Annotated in this window: 21 protein-coding genes; 9 read left to right on the top strand and 12 right to left on the bottom strand. The window is 40.3% G+C overall.

Annotated elements, in window-relative coordinates:
• Window positions 1-12: 12 nt before the first annotated feature.
• Entirely contained in the window at window positions 13-573 is a 561-nt protein-coding gene (locus QE404_RS03370; protein WP_307446485.1) for a DUF6624 domain-containing protein, read from the bottom strand.
• Window positions 574-858: 285 nt separating this feature from the next.
• Here QE404_RS03370 and QE404_RS03365 point away from each other — a divergent pair, with 285 nt between their 5' ends.
• The 7 genes from QE404_RS03365 to QE404_RS03335 all read left to right on the top strand — a co-directional run bounded on the left by QE404_RS03365 (window position 859) and on the right by QE404_RS03335 (window position 7,119).
• Complete coding sequence (locus QE404_RS03365) at window positions 859-2,589, top strand: cellulase family glycosylhydrolase (protein ID WP_307446483.1); 1,731 nt, start codon at window positions 859-861, stop codon at window positions 2,587-2,589.
• 85 nt (window positions 2,590-2,674) lie between these two features.
• A complete protein-coding gene (locus tag QE404_RS03360) occupies window positions 2,675-3,130 on the top strand; it encodes a DUF5362 family protein (protein ID WP_307446480.1) in 456 nt (151 codons plus the stop codon).
• A 67-nt stretch (window positions 3,131-3,197) separates the two neighbouring features.
• A complete protein-coding gene (bla-A, locus tag QE404_RS03355) occupies window positions 3,198-4,076 on the top strand; it encodes a CGA/CIA family class A beta-lactamase (RefSeq protein ID WP_307446477.1) in 879 nt (292 codons plus the stop codon).
• Window positions 4,077-4,126: 50 nt separating this feature from the next.
• Entirely contained in the window at window positions 4,127-4,537 is a 411-nt protein-coding gene (locus QE404_RS03350; protein ID WP_307446473.1) for a hypothetical protein, read from the top strand.
• 23 nt (window positions 4,538-4,560) lie between these two features.
• Window positions 4,561-5,451 carry a 3-hydroxybutyryl-CoA dehydrogenase gene (locus QE404_RS03345; protein ID WP_307454101.1) on the top strand — a complete coding sequence of 297 codons (891 nt, stop codon included), beginning with the start codon at window positions 4,561-4,563 and terminating at the stop codon, window positions 5,449-5,451.
• A 67-nt stretch (window positions 5,452-5,518) separates the two neighbouring features.
• Complete coding sequence (locus QE404_RS03340) at window positions 5,519-6,838, top strand: hypothetical protein (RefSeq protein ID WP_307453708.1); 1,320 nt, start codon at window positions 5,519-5,521, stop codon at window positions 6,836-6,838.
• Between the two features lie 38 nt (window positions 6,839-6,876).
• Entirely contained in the window at window positions 6,877-7,119 is a 243-nt protein-coding gene (locus QE404_RS03335) for a hypothetical protein (protein WP_129536633.1), read from the top strand.
• A 188-nt stretch (window positions 7,120-7,307) separates the two neighbouring features.
• On the opposite strand, the gene QE404_RS03330 is transcribed toward QE404_RS03335, so the two are convergent.
• The 3 genes from QE404_RS03330 to dnaN all read right to left on the bottom strand — a co-directional run bounded on the left by QE404_RS03330 (window position 7,308) and on the right by dnaN (window position 11,684).
• A complete protein-coding gene (locus tag QE404_RS03330; protein WP_307446459.1) occupies window positions 7,308-7,718 on the bottom strand; it encodes an META domain-containing protein in 411 nt (136 codons plus the stop codon).
• A 155-nt stretch (window positions 7,719-7,873) separates the two neighbouring features.
• Entirely contained in the window at window positions 7,874-10,276 is a 2,403-nt protein-coding gene (gene pheT, locus QE404_RS03325) for a phenylalanine--tRNA ligase subunit beta (RefSeq protein ID WP_307446457.1), read from the bottom strand.
• Between the two features lie 277 nt (window positions 10,277-10,553).
• A complete protein-coding gene (gene dnaN / locus QE404_RS03320; protein WP_100077189.1) occupies window positions 10,554-11,684 on the bottom strand; it encodes a DNA polymerase III subunit beta in 1,131 nt (376 codons plus the stop codon).
• A 241-nt stretch (window positions 11,685-11,925) separates the two neighbouring features.
• On the opposite strand from dnaN, the gene QE404_RS03315 reads away from it, so the two are divergent.
• Window positions 11,926-12,285, top strand: coding sequence for a diacylglycerol kinase family protein (locus QE404_RS03315; RefSeq protein WP_307446455.1), 360 nt, complete (start codon window positions 11,926-11,928; stop codon window positions 12,283-12,285).
• Window positions 12,286-12,352: 67 nt separating this feature from the next.
• On the opposite strand, the gene QE404_RS03310 is transcribed toward QE404_RS03315, so the two are convergent.
• The 7 genes from QE404_RS03310 to purB form a co-directional block, all read right to left on the bottom strand.
• Window positions 12,353-12,979, bottom strand: a complete 627-nt coding sequence (locus QE404_RS03310; protein ID WP_307446453.1) for an SGNH/GDSL hydrolase family protein — start codon at window positions 12,977-12,979, stop codon at window positions 12,353-12,355.
• A gap of 77 nt (window positions 12,980-13,056) precedes the next feature.
• A complete protein-coding gene (locus QE404_RS03305) occupies window positions 13,057-13,452 on the bottom strand; it encodes a ribonuclease inhibitor (protein ID WP_307446450.1) in 396 nt (131 codons plus the stop codon).
• 67 nt (window positions 13,453-13,519) lie between these two features.
• The gene (locus QE404_RS03300; RefSeq protein ID WP_307446448.1) at window positions 13,520-13,852 is read right to left on the bottom strand and encodes a hypothetical protein; all 333 of its coding nucleotides are present in this window, start codon (window positions 13,850-13,852) and stop codon (window positions 13,520-13,522) included.
• Window positions 13,828-14,049 (bottom strand): hypothetical protein, encoded by a 222-nt coding sequence (locus QE404_RS03295; RefSeq protein WP_307446445.1) that lies wholly within the window; start codon window positions 14,047-14,049, stop codon window positions 13,828-13,830. The genes QE404_RS03300 and QE404_RS03295 overlap by 25 nt, the downstream gene beginning before the upstream one ends.
• Before the next feature lie 36 nt (window positions 14,050-14,085).
• The gene (locus tag QE404_RS03290) at window positions 14,086-17,781 is read right to left on the bottom strand and encodes a phosphoribosylformylglycinamidine synthase (RefSeq protein WP_307446440.1); all 3,696 of its coding nucleotides are present in this window, start codon (window positions 17,779-17,781) and stop codon (window positions 14,086-14,088) included.
• Between the two features lie 151 nt (window positions 17,782-17,932).
• Complete coding sequence (locus QE404_RS03285; RefSeq protein WP_307446437.1) at window positions 17,933-18,883, bottom strand: WG repeat-containing protein; 951 nt, start codon at window positions 18,881-18,883, stop codon at window positions 17,933-17,935.
• 93 nt (window positions 18,884-18,976) lie between these two features.
• Complete coding sequence (gene purB / locus QE404_RS03280) at window positions 18,977-20,404, bottom strand: adenylosuccinate lyase (protein ID WP_307446433.1); 1,428 nt, start codon at window positions 20,402-20,404, stop codon at window positions 18,977-18,979.
• A 399-nt stretch (window positions 20,405-20,803) separates the two neighbouring features.
• On the opposite strand from purB, the gene rplS reads away from it, so the two are divergent.
• Window positions 20,804-21,160: a 50S ribosomal protein L19 gene (rplS, locus tag QE404_RS03275; RefSeq protein WP_089029603.1), complete on the top strand. Its 357-nt coding sequence runs from the start codon at window positions 20,804-20,806 to the stop codon at window positions 21,158-21,160.
• Between the two features lie 117 nt (window positions 21,161-21,277).
• On the opposite strand, the gene QE404_RS03270 is transcribed toward rplS, so the two are convergent.
• Window positions 21,278-22,276, bottom strand: coding sequence for an alpha/beta fold hydrolase (locus tag QE404_RS03270; RefSeq protein WP_307446426.1), 999 nt, complete (start codon window positions 22,274-22,276; stop codon window positions 21,278-21,280).
• Window positions 22,277-22,317 lie beyond the last annotated feature (41 nt).

The following is a 22,317-nucleotide window of genomic DNA, read 5'->3' as shown; positions in this document are numbered from 1 at the left end:
ATGGTCATGAGGTTATTTCCAGCCTGCATTCTTTCTCCAGAGAACATAATCCGGATTTTGATTTTCCAGCTCTTCTATCTTATCTGAAGGAAGGATACTGCTGATCTTATCTTGTGGCAAAGGCGGAAGGTTATGCTCCTGCCTTAAAGCATTGAGCTGATCAGTATCCATAACCGGATAGATGCTTCCGTCTGCATTGAGCTGGGTACCGTACTTCTGAGGTTTCCCCTGAAAAAACTGAATCCGGTCAAACAGGAAAGCCAGGTTGGCGGGGTTAACATCTATACGGCTCTCAAGCATCTGCTTGTATGAATCTTTCATGAATTCCGGCTCTCCAATGGAATGCTGAACAATCAACCATGCGGCCTCGGCGGCCTCTTCCCCAACCTTTGAAATGGTCGGGAATCCGATTTCATTAATAACTGATTTTAGTTCATCAGCATTCTGCCGGTGGACATATTCCATTTCCGGATGATAACCTCCTATAAGTTTATTCTCTTTCAGGAGTTTTTCCCGTACCGATTCATCTAATGCTGCCATCTGAATCAGTTGCTCAGAGAATTTGTTTTTCATTCTTATTCAGTTTTTTACAGTACAATTTTACCGTGTAAATATATAAACAATTATAGTTTTTAAAAGTAATTTTTGCGTAAAAACAGAAAATATTTTCACAATTATTGAATAATCTGCAAAAAATGAGCAGTTAAGTTAATTTGGGATGGCATAAATGGCTATATTTTGTATTACAAATCATTTTTTCATAAAAATGATAAGGTAATGGCTAATTTTTAAATATATTTGTCATCAGTAACCTAATTTCTTTAAACAAATCTCCTCATATTAAATAAGCAAACCATTATGAAAAGAGCCATTCTATTATCCGCTTTTTTATTGTCTCAATTTGGGACATCACAGCTTTTAAAAACAAGCGGCCAGAAGATCGTAAACGACAAAGGTGAAAATATACAGCTGAGAGGCCTCGGGCCCGGCGGCTGGATGCTCCAGGAGGGCTATATGCTGAAAACTGCCGACTTTGCAGGTCCGCAGTATAAAATAAAAGAGAAAATAGCGGAACTGATTGGCGAGGAAGGAATGAAAAAATTCTATCAGGCCTATCTGAATAATGGGATCACTAAAAAAGACATTGATTTTTTGAAGCAGGCAGGATTTAATTCCATCCGCCTTCCCATGCACTATAACCTGTATACGCTCCCTATCGAAAAAGAACCCGTGAAGGGACAAGATACCTGGCTGGAGGAAGGTTTCAGGATGACGGATGACCTGCTGAAATGGTGTGCTGAAAACAATATGTACCTGATCCTCGACCTTCACGCCGCTCCGGGTGGCCAGGGCAATGACGTTAATATTTCGGATAATGACAAATCCAAACCCTCCCTTTGGGAAAGCCCGGAAAACCAGAGAAAAACCATTGCCCTCTGGAAAAAGCTGGCCGAAAGATATAAAGACGAAGCCTGGATTGGAGGCTATGATCTGATTAATGAACCTAATATTAATTTTACCGGCAAAAACCCTAACGGTACAGATGAGATGTCCAATGCACCTCTCTGGAAGCTTCAGAAGGAAATTACACAGGCCATCCGCGAAGTAGATAAAAAACACATCATCATCATTGAAGGAAACGGATGGGGAAATAATTATAACGGACTTCCTCAGCTATGGGACAACAATATGGTATTCAGCTTCCATAAATACTGGAATAACAATGACGATGCAACGCTTAAGTTTGCGCTCGACCTCAGAAATAAGCATAATGCACCGATCTGGCTGGGAGAAACCGGTGAAAACTCTAATGTATGGTTTACCCAGCTGATACAACTGCTAGACAAACATAATATCGGCTATGCGTTCTGGCCGATGAAAAAGATTGACAATATTGCAGGAATCACCAATGTAAAAATCACCCCGGAATATCAGAAGCTGCTTGACTATTGGAAAAAAGGAGGTGAAAAACCATCCAAGGAATTTGCTACCAAAACACTGATGGATATTGCTGAAGGTTACAAATTTGATCATGTAGAAGTAAAAAAAGACGTTATCGATGCCATGTTCAGGCAGACCAGGGATGCCTCTACCTTGCCATTTAAAAACCATAATGCCCCGGGAAGAATTTTTGCTGCTGAATATGACCTGGGAAGGATGGGGTCAGCTTATCTGGACAAGGATTATGTCAACCTTTGGGTAAGCGATCCTGCCAAAAGATCAGAATGGAACTCAGGAAACCAGATGAGGAACGACGGCGTAGACATTTATCTCTGTAACGATAAAGTGACCAACAAATATTATGTAGGAAAAACGGAAACCGGTGAATGGATGCAGTATACCATACAGTCTGCATCCGATAAAAATTACACCGTGGACATCCGTTATTCGGCGCCAACCAGTGGAACAATTAGAATTGAAGACAGTACCGGGAAGAAACTGGCTTCTGTATCGCTGCCGTCAACGGGAGGAAATGAAAAATGGAACACCTTTTCGATAAAAAGAGTTCATCTGAATAAGGGAGAGAACAGGATAAGAATTATTTTTGAGAACAACGGGATCAATCTGAATTACATTGAGTTAAAATAGAACTTGCAGAAAATTATGGCTTTACCTATTGTCAGAATTCAGACAATTATGTACTTTGGTTAGATAATAATCTAAAACAATTTACATGGACAATCAATCTCCTTTTGAACAATTTGATGAGCTCAGAATTGATGCTTCCTCAAAACTTTTCCTTGCTGAAGCAGGAAAATGGACTACCTTTTTGGCTATATTGGGGTATATAGGTATCGGGTTTATGATCCTGGCAGGCATAATGATGATTTCGCTGGGGAATTCAGCTGGTATGTATGGCAAATTTTTTCCAATGGGAAGTGGACTGATATTAGGATCTACTTACCTCGTATTGGCAGGTTTATATTTTATACCAATCAATTACCTGTACAGGTTCGGTTCCAATATGAAAACTGCGATAAGCTCCAATAATCAGGCGAGCCTTACCAGAGCATTTGAATACCTTAAATCGCATTACAAGTTTATAGGCATTCTCACCATTATCCTGATCGGACTCTATATTTTAATCATTATTGCCGCCATCATATTACCTGTTGGAGCGATAAGATAATTAATATTTAATACTTATTATAATACAAAATCCTTCTAAAAAGAAGGATTTTTTTTAATATTACCTTATGAAAAAATTAAGCATCCTACTTCTTCTTATCTCCATATGCACATTCGGCCAGCAAACCGTTCTCAATCGGAAAATACAATCCATCATCAGCAATAAAAAAGCCACCGTGGGCATTTCTGTCCTGGGCTTTGAAAATGGGTTTACGTATAATAAAAACGCAGATAAAGAGCTTCCAATGCTCAGCGTATTTAAATTTCATATTGCGTGCGCAGTTTTGGATCTTGTGGACCAAGGTGTACTTTCATTGAATCAGGCATTTCTGTTAAAGGAATCTGATTTATCGGCTGATACCTGGTCTCCCATTAAAAAGAAATACCCCAAAGGAAATGTCACACTCAGCCTGAATGAAATACTTGACTATACTGTCGCTTTAAGTGATAATAATGGTTGTGACTATTTGCTAAAGCTCATCGGAGGTCCGCAAAAAGTACAGGAATTCATGAATTCTAAAGGTGTGAAAGGCATTCAGATTAAAGTTAATGAAGCAGAAATGCATCAAAATTGGAAAAATCAATATTTGAACTACAGTACTACGATTTCTGCGGTCCGTCTATTAAAGGATTTTTATGATGGAAAAATACTTTCAAAAAATTCAACTGACTACTTAATGCAAATTATGCTCGGAACAAAAACCGGCATCAACAAATTAATTGAACAGCTTCCAAAAAATACTCCTATAGCCCATAAAACGGGATCGTCCGGAAAGTATGACAACGATTTGACTGTTGCGGAAAATGATATAGGGATTGTCACTTTACCGAATGGAAACCATTACGCAATTGACGTACTGGTAAGCAATTCAATGGAGTCGGATGCCGTTAACTGCAGGATGATCTCGGATATTTCCAAAGCTGTCTGGGACGATTTGAATAAGTAAAATTTAAAGCTTAATTTTAAGCACACCAAATCACGTAAAACAATATGGTCATGAAAAAAATTCTTATCACATCCTGTATATTCAGTTTCGTTTTCTTCTTCGGACAGAAAAGTGCAAATTACCTGCAGGTCGGCTATGCCAGCGTATGCTGCGGAACACCTTCCGAAAAGCCTGTTATGGACTATCTGAACAGTTTTAAAAAGAAAAACAAAGTAAGTTCACTTGAAATCCTTAAGCATAGCGGACTTGGGCGGGAAGGCGAATATAACCTGTACATTGGGACAGATAAACTTTCAGTACCCCAAAGGACCAGCCTCGTAAAAGGACTAAAAGCAGTTGTTGACGCCCAGAACAATTCAAGAAAACAGGACAGTGACGGGCTTGTCAATTTTAATGAAAATGAAACCTTATCGAAGGCTGATGTTTCAAAGGGCAGAAATGTAACGGTTTATAAAAAATAATTTTAATTAAATAAGGAAAAATGATTCAAAACATTGTAGTTATCGGCGCAGGAACCATGGGGAACGGTATTGCACACACCTTTGCGCAAAGCGGGTTTAAAGTTAACCTTGTAGATGTTTCCCAGGAAGCTTTGGACAGAGGCCTTAAAACCATCACCACTAATCTTGACAGAATAATTGCAAAGGGCAACCTTACCGAAGAACAAAAAGCTACAACATTAGGCAATATCACCACTTTTACTGCACTTCAGGATGCGGTAGCCAACGCTGACCTGATCGTGGAAGCAGCTACGGAAAACCAGGAACTGAAACTTAAAATCTTCAGGCAGATGGATGAATTTGCCCCTGAGAACTGTATCCTGGCGACCAATACTTCCTCCATTTCCATTACCAAAATTGCGGCGGCTACCAAGAGGGCGGATAAGGTGATCGGGATGCATTTTATGAACCCGGTTCCTATTATGAAGCTGGTGGAAATCATCAAAGGATATTCTACGTCAAAGAAAACGTTTGATGCAGTCTATGACATGAGCAAAACCTTAGGAAAGGTACCTGTAGAGGTTAATGACTATCCGGGATTTGTTGCCAACAGGATTTTGATGCCGATGATCAATGAATCTATTGAAACATTGTATAATGGTGTGGCAGGGGTTGAAGAAATCGATACCGTAATGAAACTGGGAATGGCCCATCCGATGGGACCGCTTCAGCTGGCAGATTTTATCGGACTGGATGTTTGCCTGGCCATCTTAAATGTAATGTATGACGGCTTCAAAAATCCTAAATATGCTCCAAATCCGTTGTTGGTCAACATGGTAATGGCAGGAAAATTAGGCGTAAAATCCGGGGAAGGATTCTATGATTATGCTGAAAGCAAGAAGGCAGAGAAAGTCTCCAAAATGTTTTCAAAATAACGGATGGCTATCATCCTTAGTGGCATGCCGCTCAATGAAGCTTCCTCTAACCTGATAACGGAACACTGTGATTAAATTCAAAGAAAAGTATATTCAGTCAGCATTGGTCATCATTACGGTAATGATGACCATTTTGCGTTTTCTGCTGAATGAAAAAGGCAGGATAACCCCGGATTCCATCCGTTTCATGCGCTTTGCCAGCCGCCTCCCGGTGATCGATAACACCATTGCTCCGCCCGGCTATCCCGCAGCGATCAGGCTGGTTACGTATTTAGGTACAGATGAGTTCTGGAGCAGTAAGATCATAGGGATCGTGTCGCTTTTGGGGATCCTTTTTTTTGCGTGGAGAAAGAAATTTTACTTCAGGGAAGCACTGCTAACGTGTTCCCTGTTCAGTTTTGTATCGATTTTTTCTTTTACGCTTAGCGAAGCCTTACTCCTACCTTTTGGTTTCATATTGCTGTACGTCTCGGACCTGGTGATACGGGAAAAACTGCAATTCAGGAAAGCGGTCTTTTACCTTTCATTTTTGCTGATCCTGATGTATACGATTCGGTACAATGCATTATTCATCATCGGGGCATGCGGGCTATTCGGCCTGCTTCACCTGCGTAAAAAATATTCGGCTGCTTTTACCGTGTCGGCTGCGATAGCCTGTGTATATATCCTGGCTTATAAATTTCTTTTTATTGATTATTTTACTCAGGATTACCTTAAAAACGTACTGGAGGACGGCCCTCACAATGTCCCGCAGCTCCTGACGGAATTATTCCAGGGGTTATGCACTACTTTCAATCCATTTATCCATATAGCCAGCCCGGGAGGCGGCATCGTCAACTACGGCATTTATGGTGTAGGCTGCATCAACCTGATGTGTATGATTTTTCTTTTCTTTAAGTATCAATTAAATCAGACAGAGTCATATTTCATTTTCATCGGCATTACAGGTATAGGATGCACTTTTCTGATCCAGTTCTTTTACCCGCTGGATGTGCTCGATTACAGGCTGCTGGCCCCGTTCAGCTTTCCCATATGGATCATCTATTTCCGGAAGCTGTTCAGCATTTTTTCTCTGAAATTATATGCAGTAGGAGCATTAAGCCTTATAACCGGCGGGATATTTACCTGGCTTTCCAGAGGTGATTACCTGGAAAACAGAAAAGAGGTCAGCCGTTATCTAAAATCTGAAAAGCTGGAAACAGCTACCCTCAGATTTTACGTCAATGGTCCGGACGATATGGAAGGCGGTCAGATGGCGGAACTGATCAGCACCGTAAACCCCAGAATTACAGTAGTAAAAACACCGGAAGACACGCTTAAAAGAACGACATTAACGTATCATAAAGTTTTTCAAAAAATTAAAATCCACAAGAACAAATATCAATAATTTTATTATCTTTGGTTTAACGTTAAAACATTAAAAAAATGAAATTACCAAAGTTTTTATTAGCAGATAATTCGGAATTTCCAGAAGATTTATTCGTTGTACATACGGAATATCCAAGGTTTATCCTGAATGTGGAAGAGGAAGAAGTAGAATGGCTGGATGATCTTGAGGGAGATGATGAAGAAACTATGGCAGATGAAGCGACTAAAGTGGTAGAAGCTGCATTCAAATGGTGCGATGAAGAGCTGGCTAAATATGATGATGAAGAAGACGAGGAATAAGAAATTATCATTATTCAACATACAAAAGGAACTCATATGAGTTCCTTTTATTGTTTGTGCCTGTTGTTGATTCCTGGAATTCAGATATAAATTCTTTTTTCCTGTTTGTCAGTGCTGCATGAGCAGCTTAAAAAGACCAGGGCCCGGATGCATGAACATCCGGGCCCTGTTATTCTGATACCTTGCTTTTATTCTGACTTATTGAATTTAAGCAATAAAAGATTGTCCTGGTACAATTCAAGCGTATTGCCTGAAATAACATACTTATTCGCCTTTGCCATCATATCCAGGAAATTTTTCTCTACGCTGATGTTATCGCACATCATTTTTGTAGACCCGATCTGGGAGGCAGAAAAACTTCCGGTAGAAGCATCCAGTTTTGCGGTTCCGAAGTAACTGTTACATCCGGCATTTCCGTTTACCCTTTCTCCCTCAATGTTCAGGGTAGGAACTTTGCCTTTCACATTGTCTGCCAGTGTCCATTTCGTATTGGCCAGTGAAGGCTGGGATTTGCCTACTTTAGAAGCAGAGGCACTCGTCATGCTTCCGCAGGATGCCAGAACGGCAGCTGCACATATACTTAAAAAAAGGTTTTTCATTGGTTTCTTTTTTGATCTTATCAAATGTACGGAAATTTTATTTTATTCACCGGAATGGCTTATAAAAGCTGGGGCATAGTCCGAAGCTTTCCTTGTAAGCATCCATAAAAAAACGGGCCAAAAGCCCGTCTGTTTTATAAATGCTGAACAATCTGTTACGATCTCAGTTCTGCATTGAATTCCTTCTGGAATGATTTGATCAGGCTATCCATAACAGCGGATATTTCCTTTTCCTCCAAAGTTTTTTCTTCATTCAGAAGTTCAAAACTCATCGCATAGGATTTCTTGCCTTCAGGAAGGTTCTTTCCTTCGTACACGTCAAATAGATTAATGTTCTTAATAAAACGGGACTTATTGTTTTTTGCCGTACGGTAAATATCCTGATAACGGATGTTCTTATCGATCAGCAGAGCAAGGTCTCTTCTTATGGTATTGAATTTTGGAATATCCCTGAACTTCAGTTCATTTTCAGATCTCAGCTCCTGTGCAAATTCCAGCTCCACTTCAGCATAAAAGCAATCCTGATCGATGTCAAATTCCTTGAGCAATTCAGGAGATACTTTCCCGATCCTTACCAGTGTCTTACCCTTCACCTCATAAGTCAGTGCATCTGAGAATCTTTCATCTGACAATGCGGTCTCCGTATAATCTGTAGCCAGTTTTTCAAGCAGGACTTTAACATAAGCCTTCAGGTTATAAAAGCTTACTGCAGATTTAGGCTGCAGCCAGTTTTCAGCCACTTCCCTTCCGGTTACCAGCATAGCCAGTTGCTTCCTCTCCAAATATTGTTCTTTCTTATGGTAGATCTTTCCGAATTCAAAGAATTTGATATCCGCATTTTTCCGGTTGATGTTGTACACCGCATTTTGCAGAAGGCCTTCCAGCAGCGATTTGCGCATGAATGCCAGGTCACCGCTCAATGGATTCAAGAGTTTCACGGCATCGGTCTCATCTTTTACAGAAGTAAGGGAATTATTCATTACTTCATTGAAGCCTAATGCCTGAAGGCTCCTTGCCCAATTGTTTTCCAGCTCATCCTGATCTTTAGCATTCAGCTTTACCGGAGTAAATGATATTTTCTGTGGAGCGTCAATTTTATTGTATCCATAGATTCTCAGGATTTCTTCGATAACATCGATTTCACGGGTAACATCCGCCCTGTAGGCCGGCACGGAAACTTCAAACCCGTTCTGGATCTCGTTCAGCACCTGAATATCCAGGGCTTTCAATATTTCTTTTACTTTTTCACGGTGAATTTTGGTCCCTAAAATCTGTTCGATTTTAGAAAAACGTAAGATCACGTAGCTGTCCTCAATCTTTTTAGGGTACTGTTCCAGCAATTCACCGGTTAATTTCCCTTCTGCCAATTCCTGAATCAACTTAATGGCATGGGTAATGGCAGTCCTGGTGATATTCGGGTCCACTCCTCTTTCAAACCTGAACGAGGCATCCGTATTGAGGCCGTGAGATTTTGCCGCCTTTCTTACCGCTACCGGATTGAAATAAGCGCTTTCAAGGAAAATAGTACTTGTTTCTGAGGAAACACCTGAATGAGCACCACCGAAAACACCGGCAATGCACATCGGCTGGTCTTTCCCATCCTTGATGATGATCTCAGAACCGTTCAATGTTCTTTCCACCCCATCCAGCGTCGTGAATTTAGTACCTTCTTTTACAAGGCCGACTTTTACCTTTTTATCGGCGATTTTGTCTGCATCAAATGCATGAAGGGGCTGACCGTATCCGTGAAGGATATAGTTGGTAATATCCACAATATTGTTGATTGGGTTCAAGCCAATGGCTTTTAGCCTGTTTTTAAGCCAATCCGGAGACTCGGCTACTTTAACATCCCTGATTACCGCACCGATGTATCTCGGGCAAAGTTCTGAGTCTTCCACTTCCAATGTAAAATCATGGGAGTCTTCGCTCTGAAGGCTTTCAGAAGACAGTTTTTCAAACTTGGACTTCTGCTGATTGGTGGAAAGGTAGGCGTGCAGGTCACGGGCAACTCCATAATGTGACATGGCGTCTGTCCTGTTAGGTGTTAAACCGATTTCAAATACTTCATCATTGGAAAGCTCAAAATAATCGGCAAAGTCTTTCCCCACTTCGTATTTTTCTTCATCCAGCACCATAATGCCACCATGATCATCGCTTAACCCTAATTCGTCCTCTGCACAGATCATCCCCTGGGACACTTCTCCCCTTATTTTAGCTTCCTTGATCTCAAAGAAGCTTCCTGATTTATCATAGATTTTTGTTCCGACTACTGCTACGGGAACGGTCTGCCCAGCTTCCACGTTCGGGGCGCCGCAAACGATATTCAGCACTTTTCCGTTGCCTACATCTACGGTTGTTTTCTTAAGCTTATCGGCGTTCGGATGTTTTTCGCATGTAAGGACTTTTCCTACAACAATACCTTCAAGGCTTCCTTTTACGCTTTCAAATTGGTCTATACCTTCCACTTCAAGACCGATATCGGTAAGGAACTCCCCTATTCTCTCCGTCTTCAGTTCCGTTTTGATAAAGTCTTTCAGCCAGTTATTTGATATTTTCATTTTTTATATTTTGAAAATTTTTTGTTTGAATTTTGTACCGATACCAGCAGGCATTTTCCGCCTACAAATGTCGTGTTTTTTTGAGAAACAGCGAAATTTATCCAAGTGTTTCAGGTCATGAATATTGCTTTTGTAGAGATTTTCCTGCCGGAAAACAAAATGAAACAGTAGTATTTTATAGCCTTGCAGGCATATATCCATTAATCTTTTCGTACACTTGTACATAAAAAAAGAGGCCTTGAAATCAAAGCCCCTGATATTGTAATACTGAGTATTATTATAATCCGATTACCGGCATAGATAACATCAGGATATTTTCGTTTTCTTCGAGACCGTCAAGAGGTTCAATGATTCCCGGTCTGTTAGGCTGGGACATTTTCATCGTAATATCATCCGAACCCAGGATGGTTAACATCTCTGTTAAAAACTTAGAGCTGAATCCGATATTGATATCCTCCCCATTGTAATCACAAGGGATCTGCATATCCGCTTTGTTAGCATATTCTGTATCTTCCGCATGAAGGTGAAGGATGTTGCCTGAAAGCTTGAATCTTACCTGGTTGGTAGATTTATTAGACATAATGGACGCTCTTTTAATAGCTCCCAGCAGAAGGTTCCTGTTGATTGTCAGCACATTCGGGTTTTCTTTTGGAATTACCGCAGTATAGTTAGGGTATTTTCCGTCGATCAGCCTGCAGATCCAGGTATGTTTTCCGAAAGTAAACCTGGCCATATTCTCATTAAAGTCAATGGTTACATCATCATTTGAACTGGCAAGAATATTTTTGAAGATATTAAGCGGTTTTTTCGGCATGATGAATTCCATAGGTTCGGCATTCATCAGGTCTATTCTTTTGTACACGACCAGCCTGTGGGAATCTGTGGAGACAAAGTTCGTCTCGTTTTCTCCGAACTGGAACAATACACCAGTCATCACAGGACGAAGTGAATCGTTGCTGGTAGCAAAAAGTGTGTTGGTTAATGCTTCAGATAAAACTCCGGCCGACATGGTAACGCTTTGTGAGGCATCGAATTCCGGAAGTTCCGGATAATCATCTGCATTGTCCAGTGCTACGGCAAAGTTGTCTTTTTCATCTAAAATTTCAAGCTGGCTCCCGGTACCTTCCGCATTGTCTTTCACAGACAGCGTAAGCGGCTGCTCGCCATAGGTCTTGATAAAATCCTGAAAGATTTTGGCCGGAACGGCAAATTTACCCGAATCATCAGACCTTACCTCAAGGGAAGTCACCAGAGTCGTTTCGCCATCAGATGCTGTAATGGTAACGTTGTTTCCGTCTAATTCAAAAAGATAGTTTTCTAAAATCGGTCTCGACTGAGAACTTGATATTACGCCACTTACAGTTTGTAAAGCCTTCTGAAGTTCACCACTTGAAATAATAAATTTCATAGATTTAAAAATAAATTTTTACAAATATAATAAATAGAAAACAGATTAAAAAAAATAATCCTGAGAGTTATTAACAACTATCAAAAGAAAATTCAGTGCTGTTTTCGCCCCCGGAATCCGGATCTCTCCCAATGCTGCACAAACACTGCATTTACTCGCATCGTCTTCTCTGAAATGTCCGGTGAATAAATATAAGCATTATTTCTGGTGATTTGGTTATATTTGTGCATAATATTTTACCATGCGAAAACCTCCTGTTCATAAAAGTTTTCTGAATGCTTTCCGGGGTATTTTCCTGATGGTGAAAAGTGAACGGAATTTCAAGATTGAGCTTTTTGCTTTCGTCCTGAATATCGTGCTGATTTTTTATTTCCACCTGTCATACTTCGATACTGCCCTCATCCTCCTGGTATCTTTCGCTGTTCTGGCTGCTGAAATGTTCAATACATCAATTGAAAAGATCTGTGACGTGGTACATCCTGAATTCGACAAGAGAATCGGATTTATCAAAGATGTCTCGGCAGGCGCCGTGCTTCTGATGGCCATAGCTTCCGTACTTGTCGGAATTATGGTCTATGGAAAATATATTTTGCCCATATAATTCTTTAAACGATTCATTTCTGCGAAGCCAGATCATAATCACGTAATCACCGTAAAGCGAATCCTCCTCAAAGATACTGTTCAATGACCGGAATAGCGATTTCCGCCATCATTCCGTACCCCTTTTCATTGGGATGGACTCCGTCTGCGGAAAGCAGTAATTCCCTGTCCTGTTCAAATGCAGAATGGAAATCCAGGTAGCTGAGATTGAGTTCACAAGCTATATTTTTTAAGATGCTGTTGTATCTTATTACGTCACCATTTGTTCGCTGCTTTCCCGAAGCGACAACTACTCCATCCACAAATTTTGAAATCGGAAGAATGCTTATGAGATAAATATCCTCGGTGTAACGTCTGGCATGCTGAACGGCAGATACTACATTCTGTTCAAATAGTTCTGCATCTACCAGCTGAATGCCATCTTTTATGACCAGGTCATTGGCACCGTAACCTATAAAAACAATATTACCGTCTGCAGCATTCCTGGCTTCCATTTCAGGAGAAATCCTTCTTAAGAGGCCTTCGGTAGTTTCACCGCCAATTCCCAGATTGAACAGGATCAGTTCATGACTTCCTTCGTTATATTTCTGTAAGGCATATCTTTTTACAATATCTACCCAACCTCCGAATACGCCGTCGTATTCCCCGTAGGTAATGCTGTCCCCGAAGAACAGTCCATATCTCATTTTCTTCATGAATGTAAGTTTTTTATACTTTGGTACCTTTCTGATGCTCATTTCACCAGCATTAGCAAATAGCATATTTGCTGTTTTCAGTCTAAAATTAAGGTAATATTTTTATGGGATTCTATAATTTCAACAAGAATTTCAAACAGGGTCTGTCCTTTTCCGTTCATCAGGTCATCCAGTTTTTGCTGGATAAGCTGTGTATTAAAGGGCTTTCCCTGACGAACCTTATATTCGTAAAACGCTTTTGTGGCTTCCAGACCCAGATCATATTGTGACTTCCGGGCATCTTTCCAGATAACAGTCACATGCTCACCGTTCTCAAAAACACCAAAACCTCCGTACAGAATGTCGTCAAAACCATCCAGGGTACCCATTTCCCAACCGGTATCCTTCATGAAAACCTTTGAGGCTTCTCGATAAAATCCCGGCAGATCAGAAAAATGACTGCCATGGATGACAGTCATTTTTTGTTTATTCATTTCTTGATTCATTTATTTATAAGCTAGTTTCAAATAAACTAATAAAATAACATTGATTCAGTTTTATCTACATATTCAGGAATCTTGCAGTTTCCAAATGATTATTTAAGATTTTGGTGATATAATAAATCTTGTCTTTCTCAATAAAGTAGATATGCCAAGCGGTACGCCTATTTGTTTTTATTACAAAATAGAAATCTCCAAAATCCCTGTGCTTTGCATGTACTTTAATTCGCTTTGCAATATAAATATATCTAAATATATCGTTGTAAATATCATCTACATAATTTAAAGCATTTTCAAAGTAGTCAAAATAACCATTCTTAAATAAGACATATGAAAGTTCAGCCAAATAATCTAAAACATCTTCACTAATTACAACAGCTTGTCTTTCCTGCATAGCTCAGTTAAACGTCTTTTTGTTTCAGCTTTTGCTTCATCTAAAGAATAAAACTTTTTTTGGAGGCGGCTATCTTCCACTACTCCGAGATCTTCTAAAATAGGCTGTAAAATTTTGCCATATTTTTCTAAGTCAAAAGTGACAGTTTTCAATGTCCCATTTGAGTTTTTTTCAATTTTTATTCCTGAAACGTTCATATTTTGGCTGGCTTATGCTAACAAATTTATAAAAATTTATTTGAAGTATTCCACTCCATTTCTGAATATGTTATGGTAGTTTGCGGTAGGAATATTTTTCATCAGTCCTTCTGCGAAACGTTCCGGGTGTCCCATCCTTCCGAAGATTTTTCCATCCGGGCTCGTGATCCCCTCGATTCCGAATAATGAATTATTTGGGTTGAACGGCATTCCGTGGGCAATATTCCCTTCAAGATCAAGGTACTGAGTAGCAATCTGTCCATTTTCGTACAGCTTCTGAATTTCTGATTCCGATGCCATGAAACGGCCTTCTCCGTGGGAAATAGGGATTGTGAACACCTGGTCTTTCATTCCTTTCAGCCAAGGCGATTCATCATTCACCACCCTTACGTTGACCATCTGGGAAATATGCCTTCTGATAGCATTATGCGCTAATGTAGGAGAATTTTCATCCAGATCCTTGATCCTTCCGTAAGGCAGCAATCCTGATTTCACCAATGCCTGGAACCCATTGCAGATTCCGATGATCATCCCGTCTCTGTCCAACAGTTCGTGAACCGCATTCTTCATTTTTTCGTTTTTCAGCACATTCACGATGAATTTTGCTGATCCATCCGGTTCGTCACCGGCAGAGAAACCACCTGAGAATGCTAAAATCTGTGATGTCCTGATCTCTTCTACCCAGGCATCAATACTCTCTTCCAGCAGCTGGTGATTGATATTGATCAGAGGCAGGCTGCTTACGGCCGCCCCTTCTTTTGCAAATGCGTTCAGCGTATCATACTCGCAGTTGGTTCCCGGGAATACCGGAGCGAATACTTTTGGCTGCACGATCCCATGCTTTTTAATGGTTATATTCCTCGGATTGACTGAATTTAGTTTTCCGTCCAGCTCAACCGTTATCTTTTCCTTTTCAGCAGTCGGGAAAAGGTTTTCAAAAGTATGGGTATTGGCGGCCAGTAATTTTTCAATGGCAAATTCGGAATCGTTGATTTTGAGATTTTTCGAATCATTAACAGCTCCGATAAGCTTTAAGTCTGCAAAGCCTAATTCTTCCGTGGCTTCAATGATCAGGCTTCCGATATTTTTAGCCAGTAATACATTTTCGTCAGCTGTAACTTCTGCACCTAAGCGGTTTCCAAAGCTCATTTTTGCTAAAGCCACTGCTACTCCGCCTTCTTTTACCGTTTTTACGGAGACGATTTTTCCGGCTCTGATATTTTCAAAAACAAATTCAAAAACAGCTTTCAGAGCATTGTAATCCGGCAGTCCGTTTTCCTGTGACTTATGGCTAAACAAATAAATTTTATTGCCTGCCTTTTTAAATTCAGGAGAAATGATATTTTTCTTCTCTCCATTGGCACAGGCAAATGAAATCAATGTAGGAGGAACATTCAGGTCCTGGTAGGTTCCGCTCATGGAATCTTTTCCTCCGATAGCTGCCAGACCAAAATTCATCTGTGCATCGTATGCTCCTAATAAAGAAGCCAGAGGTTTACCCCATTTCTCAGGATTCTGTCCCAATTTCTCAAAATACTCCTGGAAGCTCAGCCTGATATTTTTATAATCACCACCCATCGCTACAATTTTTGCTACACTTTCCAGTACGGCATAAGAAGCACCTAATAACGAGTTCTGTTTAGAAATGTCTGCATCAAAGCCCCAGCTGGCCAGGGAAACAGTTTCAATATCTTTTGCACCCAAAACCGGAAGGGTCTGAACACTTCCTTCCATCAGGGTTTGCTGGTATTTCCCTCCTAAAGGCATTGCTACGGTAGTTGCTCCGATAGAGGAATCAAACATTTCCAACAACCCTTTCTGGGAAGCGACATTTTTATCGCCTAATATCTTGAGGAAGCTTTCTTCACTGAATGCTTGTGTATCTTCTTTTACTTCATCGAGATGGGTAATTCTTACCTCCTGTGTTTTGGAGCAGCCGTTGGTATCTAAAAATGCTCTTGAAAGATCAACGATTTTATCGCCTTTCCAGAACATCTGCATCCTTCCGGAATCTGTCACTTTAGCCACTTCAACAGCAACAATATTTTCCGCTTCGCAGAATTTGATAAAAGCCTCTTTATCCTGAGGGTCCACCACTACAGCCATTCTCTCCTGAGATTCGGAAATGGCCAGCTCTGTTCCGTTCAATCCCTCATATTTCAAAGGCAAGACATCCAGGTTTACTTCCAGTGAATCGGCAATTTCACCGATGGCTACGGAAACCCCTCCCGCACCAAAATCATTTGATTTCTTGATCAATTTCGTTACTTCAGGATTCCTGAATAAACGCTGGATTTTACGTTCCTCAACCGCATTTCCTTTCTGTACTTCAGAACTCATGGTATGGATCGACGTTTCATCCTGCTCTTTTGAACTTCCGCTGGCACCGCCAACGCCATCACGGCCCGTAGCACCTCCCAGAATGATAATAGAATCGCCGTTAGCCGGCTTTTCACGTCTTACCCAGTCTACCGGAACGGCACCGGCAACAAAGCCGACTTCCATTCTTTTGGCTTTATAACCTTCGTCATATATTTCTGAAACCATGGTTGTAGCCAGACCGATCTGGTTTCCGTAAGAAGAATATCCGTTGGCAGCCTGCCTGGTAATGGTTTTCTGAGGCAATTTCCCCGGTAAGGTCTTGTCAACCGGTTCCAGCACATTTGCAGCACCGGTTAACCTCATCGCCTGGAATACAAAAGAACGCCCGGACAAAGGATCCCGGATAGCCCCTCCAAGACAGGTTGAAGCGCCTCCGAACGGTTCAATTTCAGTCGGGTGATTATGGGTCTCATTTTTAAACAGTAAATACCACGGCTCTTTTTTACCGTCGTATTCAGCTTCAATCTGGATGGTACAGGCATTGATCTCATCGGAGACCACCAGGTTTTCCAGGTTGCCTGTTTTATGGAAATATCTGGCGCAAACCGTAGCAAGATCCATTAAGGAAATTGGCTTCAGCTCGCGGCCTAAGAATTTTCTTTTTTCGATATAGTCGTTGAAAATGGTTTCCAGTGTATGTTTAAACTGTCCTTCAAATTCAATATTGGATAATTCTGTTTCAAATGTCGTGTGGCGGCAGTGGTCGCTCCAATAGGTATCCAGAACTTTCAGTTCGGTTTCCGTAGGGTTTCGATGTTCAGATTTGAAATACTCCTGAATGAATTTTAAATCGTCCAATCCCAGGGCAAAACCATGGTTGTTATAAAAGTTTTCCAACTGTACTTCATCGAAATTGATGAAATTTTCATGGGTGATCACTTTTGACGGTGCTTCCTCTGCCGGAATATTCAGGATAGACAGATCTTTTTCCTGTGATTCCACTTTATTGATGAGCAGATCCTTGATTTTAGACAGTTCATCCTGCGAAACCCCATCCAATTCGATCAGTTTTCCGCTTCGCACTTTGGATTTCTCATTTTCGGTAAGCAAAGCAATACATTGCTGAGCGGAATCTGCACGCTGGTCATACTGGCCCGGTAAAAATTCCATAGCGAAATGCATTCCCTGCGCAGGATTTTCTGTGTGTAAGATGTCTGTAACCGGATCTACGAAAGTACTGTTGACTACTTTTTCAAATTCACCGTCATTCAATCCGAAGATATCGTAAACATTGTATACTTTTACGCTTTTCACGGATGGAACCACCGCTTTTACTTCATCAAAAATTTTTGGACTTTCCACATCGAAAATTCCTCTTTTTTCTACGAAAATTCTTTTGTTTTGAGACATTAGATGTCAGATATTATAATTATTAGACTTATTTTCAAATTTACTTAGCGTGTGCCTTGTTTTTTTGTGATCACAAAGATAGTATTCCTGCGGAATGCTTGTCCTATTTAACATCACATTTCTGCACAGATTTCTTTCTTACAGAACTATATTATTTAACCATCTTATTCGGATGGTCCCTCTGAAATTTCTCAGCCTGTTGCCTTTTATTTTTCAGCCATTTTTCAAAGGGAATTTTTTCATTATCGTCATCCAAGGCAAAGACTTTTTTACCATCTTCCGAAACCAGGAATATTAAGCCTGACAATCCTGCTTCCGTCTTCCAATAGTCATAAGCATTCACCTGATAATAAGGAAAATTTTCTTTTGGACGCTCTACAATTTCAAAAGATAATTTTTTGTCGGTACCGGATAATTTATCATCATAATTTACATAATAGATATCCGAAAGCTTTTTATTCTGCTTTTCGAAGAACTGAAGCATTTGCTTTTCTTTTGCCGTGTAAGAAAACGGATAGGGATAATATTTTCCGTTTACTTTCACAGTTTTTGCCGATTGAGTAACCGGCTGTACGGTTTCTCCTTTAAAATTCATCACTCCCCAGGTTCCTCCTACAATGGCTTTATGCTCTTCTTCTGTTTTTTCCCAGTCACAGCCGTCACAATAAGCGGCATAGCCATATCTGAACGGCGACACGAAATCATGTTCTGGCTGTATGACAATCTTTCCGTTTCTGTCTGCAAAACCTACTTTCCCGTTCTTAACGAACCTTCTTACCCCTTCAGAAAAATAATCTGCTCCGTTATCATAAAAGAAAGGCCTGTAAAGGAAGTTTCCTTTTCTATCATAGACATATCCCCATGCATTTTTCTCAGGTACTTCATCCTTTTTCGGGCCGTCAAAATAGATCGTTTCCTCTTTAACAGGTTGCCCGTTTTTCAGGTATGAAAAAATCTTGAACTGGGCGGGAACAATAACCTCACCAGCTGAATTTTTAACGCCCACCAAAGAATCTTTAGTTTTGAAATACATTAAAGACTCTTTCTTCTGTGAAAAAGCAATCATCGGGATCAATAATGTAACAACAAGTATTTTTTTCATTTTGCTGGGTTTTAAGGTTACAGACAAATAAAAATCCGGGTATCTTGAAACGCTTACAAATAAAATATGCAGCCCAGAAGACTGCATATTGCTTTATACTTTAAGATCAGCCTCGAGCCCGATCAGGTCTTTATTCTGATCAATGATCGGCTGTACTTCATTCTTAATGAATTCTTCCGTCTGGACAGGGGCAAAACCGATAAAGTTCTTAGGATCCAGTACTTCCTTCAGCTTCGACTTATCCAGTTTTAATGAATCGTCGTTCAGGATTCTTTCGATAAGGTCGTTTTCCTTTCCTTCCACTTTTACCTGCTTGGACGCTTCCATGGAATGAACCCTGATGACCTCATGGATTTCCTGACGGTCTCCCCCGGCTTTCACTTCTTCCATAATAATGTATTCCGTGGCCATAAAAGGAAGCTCGTCCATGATATGTTTGTTGATCCTGTTCGGGTATACAACAATTCCGTTCATAATGTTATTCCAGATCAACAGGATGGCATCAACAGCAAGGAATGCCTGAGGAATGGTTAACCTTTTGTTGGCCGAATCATCCAGTGTCCTTTCAAACCACTGGGTTGAAGCTACCATGGCAGAACTGGTCGTGAGAGACATCACATATTTTGCCAGCGCTCCAATCCTTTCGCTTCTCATAGGATTACGTTTGTAAGCCATTGCAGAGGAACCGATCTGGTTTTTCTCGAACGGTTCTTCAATTTCCTTCAGGTTCTGAAGCAAACGTAAGTCGTTTGTGAATTTATGGGCAGACTGCGCGATATTTCCTAATAAAGCCACTACTTTGGCATCGATTTTCCGGTCGTAGGTCTGTCCGGAAACACCGAATACCTTTTCAAAGCCGAATCTTTTGGATAATTCCTTATCCAGATGTTTTACTTTTGAATAATCCCCGTTGAACAGTTCAAGGAAGCTTGCTGCTGTCCCTGTAGTTCCTTTAACACCTCTGAATCGTAAGGTTTCAAGGAAGAAATCGAGTTCTTCGATATCCAATACCAGGCTCTGTAACCATAACGTCGAACGTTTTCCGACTGTCGTTAGCTGAGCTGGCTGGAAATGGGTGAATCCTAATGTGGGAAGATCTTTATACTGAATAGCGAAATCCGCTAAATTCTTGATCACGTTAACGAGTTTTTTCTTCAGGATTAAAAGCCCGTCGCGGATCTGGATCAGATCTGTATTATCTCCTACAAATGCGGAAGTTGCTCCAAGATGGATGATTCCTTTGGCTGAAGGTGCTACATCACCGTAAGTATGAACGTGTGCCATCACATCATGACGGAACTTTTTCTCATACTCTGCTGCTTTATCGTAATCGATGTTTTCGGCATTGGCTTTCAGCTCTGCGATCTGCGCATCGGTAATGTCAAGACCTAAATCTTTTTCGATTTCAGCAAGCGCGATCCAAAGTTTCCTCCAGGTACGGAATTTGTTATTATGCGAGAAGTTAAATAACATTTCTTCACTGGAGTAGCGCTCTTCCAATGGATTTTTGTAGGAATTCATTCTTTCTTATTACTTTTAGATATGCAAAAATAAGGTTTTTCGCTGAGAGTGAAAAATCAGGATTGCGCTTTTATCGTAAGTCTCAAAATCGCTTTAAATGTTTTTGAATTAGAATATTATTCGTCTAAAGTATCTGTACAAGATTTCGTTAGCCCTTATGAATCAGGTAATATTTGATGAATTTCACAGAAACCAGAGCGTTTATCAGCAATAATATATTAAGCTAAAAAATCATTAATAGCTAACTATCAACATCTTACACGAATTAATAATTATTGATATTTAGAAATAATTTATTTGGAATATCTAAAAAGTATTTTGTACATTTGCAACCTGTTATTCAACCTCTGACGATAACCGTGTAAGTTGCTTAGCTTTAAACTTTTATTTTTATTAATAATGGATTTATTAAAGTACGTACAAGATAAGTACATTGCGAAAAAAGAATTCCCTGAATTCAAAGCAGGTGATACCATCACTGTGTATTACGAAATTAAAGAAGGACAAAAAACAAGAACTCAGTTCTTCAAAGGAACCGTTATCCAATTAAGAGGTACAGGTTCCACCAAAACATTTACCATCAGAAAAATGAGCGGTGATGTAGGTGTTGAAAGAGTATTCCCGATCAACATGCCTGCACTTCAGAAAATCGAAGTTGACAGAAGAGGTAGAGTAAGAAGATCAAGAATCTACTACTTCAGAGATCTTAGAGGTAAGAAAGCAAGAATCAAAGACGCTGCTTACAAAAAGAAATAATTCAGACAACAATACATATCAAAAGAGACTGTTCCATCCGGACAGTCTCTTTTACTTTTATACAGATTGTCTATGTACACTACTACTCAATCTAAATAGTCTGAACGAAGATGCTTTCTATTTTATAAAGTCGTAAAGGGCATTCCAAAACCTGTCATAAGCTTCAATATGGGGAAGGTGACCAACATTGTCAAGTTCTGCAAGTTTCGATCCCGGTATTTCCTTCTGTGTCTTTTTACCCAATTCCTGATACTGTCCCATTTTCGCCTGCAGTTCTTTCGGTGCACGGTCTTTCCCGATGGCAGTCCTGTCCCTTGTCCCGATGATCAGCAGCGTAGGAACTTTAATATTTTTAAATTCATAGCATACAGGCTGGTTATAGATCATATCAGAAGTAAGCGCAGCATCCCAGGCAACTTTCGGGTAATCAGGGTGTAAAGTCCAGCCTGCAATCAGATCCAGCCATGGCTGATATTCTGCTTTCCATCGATTGTCATAGTAAAATTTCATCTGATAATCCTTATATGTCTCCGCTGTATTTTTAAGTTCAGACTGATAGGCCTTATCTATATTCTGATAGGCTGCAAAGGTTTTATAATCTTCAAGTCCGATGGGGTTTTCAAGAATCAGTTTCTGCACCTTTTCCGGGTACTGCAGGGTAAACCGGGTTGCTACCATGCCTCCCATGGAATGTCCAAGCACAATCACCTTATCAATATTTAGCTGGTCTAAAATCAGCTTTGTATTTTCCGCCAGCTGTGCGAAGGAAAACTGATAGCTATGAGGTTTTGAGGATTTTCCGAAACCAATCTGATCCGGTATGATCACCCTGAAACCCTTTGAAGAAAGATCTTTTGCAGTTTTTTCCCAATAGGCTCCGTTAAAATTTTTGCCGTGGAGGAGCATAATCGTCTTTCCGTTAGCTGTTTTCGGCTTTACATCCATGTAGGCCATTTTAAGGGCGTTATTTTGTGAATTCAGGTTGATATATTCTACCTGAAATGGATACTGATAGTCAGAAAGCATTGCATCCAACGGCCTGACCTGAGCAGAAGCCAATATAGGAGCAGAGCACAAAAGAATTCTGATGACAGCAAGTTTACAATATCGAATCATCTTTTTTTAATTTAACGTTATTATAAAAAAACCGTTCCAAA

It is taken from the genome of Chryseobacterium camelliae (assembly GCF_030818575.1).
Classification (GTDB): Bacteria; Bacteroidota; Bacteroidia; order Flavobacteriales; family Weeksellaceae; genus Chryseobacterium; species Chryseobacterium camelliae_A.
This window is presented reverse-complemented; position numbering and strand designations above follow the sequence as displayed.

Excerpts from the sequence above, each read along its gene's own strand:
- QE404_RS03370 (WP_307446485.1), bottom strand. The coding sequence starts at position 573 with ATGAAAAACAAATTCTCTGAGCAACTGATTCAGATGGCAGCATTAGAT.
- QE404_RS03365 (WP_307446483.1), top strand. The coding sequence starts at position 859 with ATGAAAAGAGCCATTCTATTATCCGCTTTTTTATTGTCTCAATTTGGG.
- QE404_RS03360 (WP_307446480.1), top strand. The coding sequence starts at position 2,675 with ATGGACAATCAATCTCCTTTTGAACAATTTGATGAGCTCAGAATTGAT.
- bla-A (WP_307446477.1), top strand. The coding sequence starts at position 3,198 with ATGAAAAAATTAAGCATCCTACTTCTTCTTATCTCCATATGCACATTC.
- QE404_RS03350 (WP_307446473.1), top strand. The coding sequence starts at position 4,127 with ATGAAAAAAATTCTTATCACATCCTGTATATTCAGTTTCGTTTTCTTC.
- QE404_RS03335 (WP_129536633.1), top strand. The coding sequence starts at position 6,877 with ATGAAATTACCAAAGTTTTTATTAGCAGATAATTCGGAATTTCCAGAA.
- QE404_RS03330 (WP_307446459.1), bottom strand. The coding sequence starts at position 7,718 with ATGAAAAACCTTTTTTTAAGTATATGTGCAGCTGCCGTTCTGGCATCC.
- pheT (WP_307446457.1), bottom strand. The coding sequence starts at position 10,276 with ATGAAAATATCAAATAACTGGCTGAAAGACTTTATCAAAACGGAACTG.
- dnaN (WP_100077189.1), bottom strand. The coding sequence starts at position 11,684 with ATGAAATTTATTATTTCAAGTGGTGAACTTCAGAAGGCTTTACAAACT.
- QE404_RS03315 (WP_307446455.1), top strand. The coding sequence starts at position 11,926 with ATGCGAAAACCTCCTGTTCATAAAAGTTTTCTGAATGCTTTCCGGGGT.
- QE404_RS03310 (WP_307446453.1), bottom strand. The coding sequence starts at position 12,979 with ATGAAGAAAATGAGATATGGACTGTTCTTCGGGGACAGCATTACCTAC.
- QE404_RS03305 (WP_307446450.1), bottom strand. The coding sequence starts at position 13,452 with ATGAATAAACAAAAAATGACTGTCATCCATGGCAGTCATTTTTCTGAT.
- QE404_RS03300 (WP_307446448.1), bottom strand. The coding sequence starts at position 13,852 with ATGCAGGAAAGACAAGCTGTTGTAATTAGTGAAGATGTTTTAGATTAT.
- QE404_RS03295 (WP_307446445.1), bottom strand. The coding sequence starts at position 14,049 with ATGAACGTTTCAGGAATAAAAATTGAAAAAAACTCAAATGGGACATTG.
- QE404_RS03290 (WP_307446440.1), bottom strand. The coding sequence starts at position 17,781 with ATGTCTCAAAACAAAAGAATTTTCGTAGAAAAAAGAGGAATTTTCGAT.
- QE404_RS03285 (WP_307446437.1), bottom strand. The coding sequence starts at position 18,883 with ATGAAAAAAATACTTGTTGTTACATTATTGATCCCGATGATTGCTTTT.
- purB (WP_307446433.1), bottom strand. The coding sequence starts at position 20,404 with ATGAATTCCTACAAAAATCCATTGGAAGAGCGCTACTCCAGTGAAGAA.
- rplS (WP_089029603.1), top strand. The coding sequence starts at position 20,804 with ATGGATTTATTAAAGTACGTACAAGATAAGTACATTGCGAAAAAAGAA.
- QE404_RS03270 (WP_307446426.1), bottom strand. The coding sequence starts at position 22,276 with ATGATTCGATATTGTAAACTTGCTGTCATCAGAATTCTTTTGTGCTCT.